Source organism: Thermoanaerobaculia bacterium (assembly GCA_035717485.1).
Taxonomy (GTDB): domain Bacteria; phylum Acidobacteriota; class Thermoanaerobaculia; order UBA5066; family DATFVB01; genus DATFVB01.
In genome coordinates this window covers 1-2,104 of the sequence record DASTIQ010000020.1, presented here as the reverse complement: position 1 = coordinate 2,104, position 2,104 = coordinate 1, and the positions used below count along the sequence as shown (strand labels likewise).

Here is a 2,104-nt window from a genome sequence, read left to right as displayed (position 1 = left end):
GTACCCGCCACTTCTCTCCCGCGTCGGCGCGCTCGACGCGGCTGACCACTCATCCGAGGGTCCGGCGAACAGCGGGAAATCCGCCGGTCGCCAGCATCCCATCTTGCCGACAGGGAGTTCGATGGCGATGACGGACGTGTTACCGACGGACCGCCGCTCCGGCTCTCAATCGCGGCCGATGAGCATTCCGATCAGCACTCCCAGGGCCACGCCGACTCCGAGTGACCCGAGGGCGACGCCGATCGAGTGGTCGTCCGCGTAGTCCCTGGCCGTCTCCGAAACTCGCCCCCAACTCTCGCCGATCCGGCGCGAAGCCTTGACCTGCCGGGCGCGCAGCTCTTCCCAGATGGAAGAGTCGCTCTCGCTTCCTTCGGTTTGCGGCGGCCGTTCCTCGGCCCCCGCGGATGTGGCGGAAGCGGGTCCTCCGGGCCTGTTCGAAGCGGGCCGGCCGGAGGTCTCGTTCACGTTTTCCATTCTTCGTCTCCTTTCCGGAAAGTGCGTTGGCGTCGACGGCCGAAACCAAGCAAGTCACGCGCCAGCGGACACGGGGCACGCATCCTGCAGCGGCCGCGGGGATCTCGAGGAGGATGAAGATGGAAAAACTCCGGAACGGCCACGAAGACTCTCCCATCAAACGAAAAGGGCTCGGCGAAATCCGCGGAGCGCTCGAGAGCCTGCGCGCGTCCATCGGCGATCTCGAGGGCGAAGAGTGGAGCGAAGAGACGCCGCGCCGCCGGAAATCCACGGGACTCGGCGCGCTCGCCGCCGCCGCCGCCCTCGATCTCGTCGCCCGGAAATTGACGGCCGAGCCGGTCCGGCCGCGCCGAAAACGCCCCGGTCTCGGGAAGCTGGCCGTCCTCGCGGCGGCCGTGCTGGCGGTCGGAAAGCTCGTCGCCGCCCGGCGCTGAGGCTCCCATCTACCGGCGACCGGGAGCCGGTTCGGCCGGGACGTGATCGCCCAGGTCGTACTCCCTCACCACGGGCGCGGCCAGCGCGACCGTTCCGACGACCAGGATCGTCGCGATGCCCCCGCTCACGATCGAGAACGCCGCGCCGAGCGCCGTGGAGCGGAACAGCGAGGCGACGAAGCCCGCTTCCATCTCGCCGAGCTGCGGACCGCCCATGAAGAAGATCATGTTGACGGACGTCATGCGGCCGCGCAGGTCGTCCGGCGTGATCACCTGCCGGAGGGTCTGCCGGATCACCGTCGAGACGAGGTCGGCGAGTCCCGCCGCCGCGAGAGCGGCGAACGTCAGCAGGTAGCTGCGCGAGAGCCCGTACACGATCGTCGCCGCCCCGTACGCCGCGACCGCCCAGAGGAAGATCGGCCCCTGTCGGCGCGGCAGCGCGTGGAGCGCGGTGTAGAGGGAGCCGACGAGCGCGCCGATCGCGGGCGCGGAACGGAGCCAGCCGTAGCCCGCCGGCCCGACGTGGAGGATCTGGTCCGAGACGATCGGCAGCAGGGACATCGCGCCCGAGAAGAGGGTCGCGAAGAAATCGAGAGCCATCGTCGAGACCATGATCGGCGTCCGGAAGACGAAGCGCAGGCCGTCGCCGAGGGCGCGCCGCATCGTCGGGGGCGCCTCGCTCTCCTTTCCGGGGCGGCCGGAGGTGCGGATCAGGAAGAGCGCCATCAGGACCGCGCCGAACGAGACGGCATTTCCGAAATAGATGAGCGAGAGCCCGCGCGTCCCCGCGCCGTGCCACCGGCTCGTCGCCGCGATCACGAGACCGGATGCCGCGGGCCCGGCGATCATCGCGACGTGGAAGAACGTGAGGTTGAGCGAGAGCGCGCCCGGCAGGTCCTCGGTCGAAACGAGCCGCGGAATGAGCGCCTGGCGGGCCGGGTTGTCGAACGCGGTCGCCGCCGAGGCGAGCGCGGTCAGGAGATAGATCAGCCAGAGGGTCTCCCGATGCGCGAGGGTCGCGAGCGCGAGGAGGAGAGCCGCGGCCGCCATCACGCTCTGGGCGGCGAACATCACCTTCTTGCGATCGTGGCGGTCGGCGACGACGCCTCCCCAGAGCGACAGCGCGATGATCGGGACGACGCGGACGAGCCCCACGAAACCGAGCGCGAGCGTGGAGCGGGTGAGGAGATAGATGT

At 69.7% G+C, this 2,104-nt stretch carries 3 protein-coding genes; 1 reads left to right on the top strand and 2 read right to left on the bottom strand.

Going from position 1 to position 2,104, the window contains the following annotated elements; translation table 11 throughout:
* Positions 1-165: 165 nt before the first annotated feature.
* Positions 166-465: a hypothetical protein gene (locus VFS34_00875; GenBank protein ID HET9792983.1), complete on the bottom strand. Its 300-nt coding sequence runs from the start codon at positions 463-465 to the stop codon at positions 166-168.
* 128 nt (positions 466-593) lie between these two features.
* Here VFS34_00875 and VFS34_00870 point away from each other — a divergent pair, with 128 nt between their 5' ends.
* The gene (locus VFS34_00870) at positions 594-908 is read left to right on the top strand and encodes a hypothetical protein (protein HET9792982.1); all 315 of its coding nucleotides are present in this window, start codon (positions 594-596) and stop codon (positions 906-908) included.
* Between the two features lie 9 nt (positions 909-917).
* Here VFS34_00870 and VFS34_00865 read toward each other — a convergent pair.
* The coding region (locus VFS34_00865) for an MFS transporter (protein HET9792981.1) at positions 918-2,104 on the bottom strand (1,187 nt) is incomplete at its 5' end.

Bases quoted from the DNA above. Each gene is read 5' to 3' on its own strand.
- VFS34_00870 (HET9792982.1), top strand. From the start codon at position 594: ATGGAAAAACTCCGGAACGGCCACGAAGACTCTCCCATCAAACGAAAA.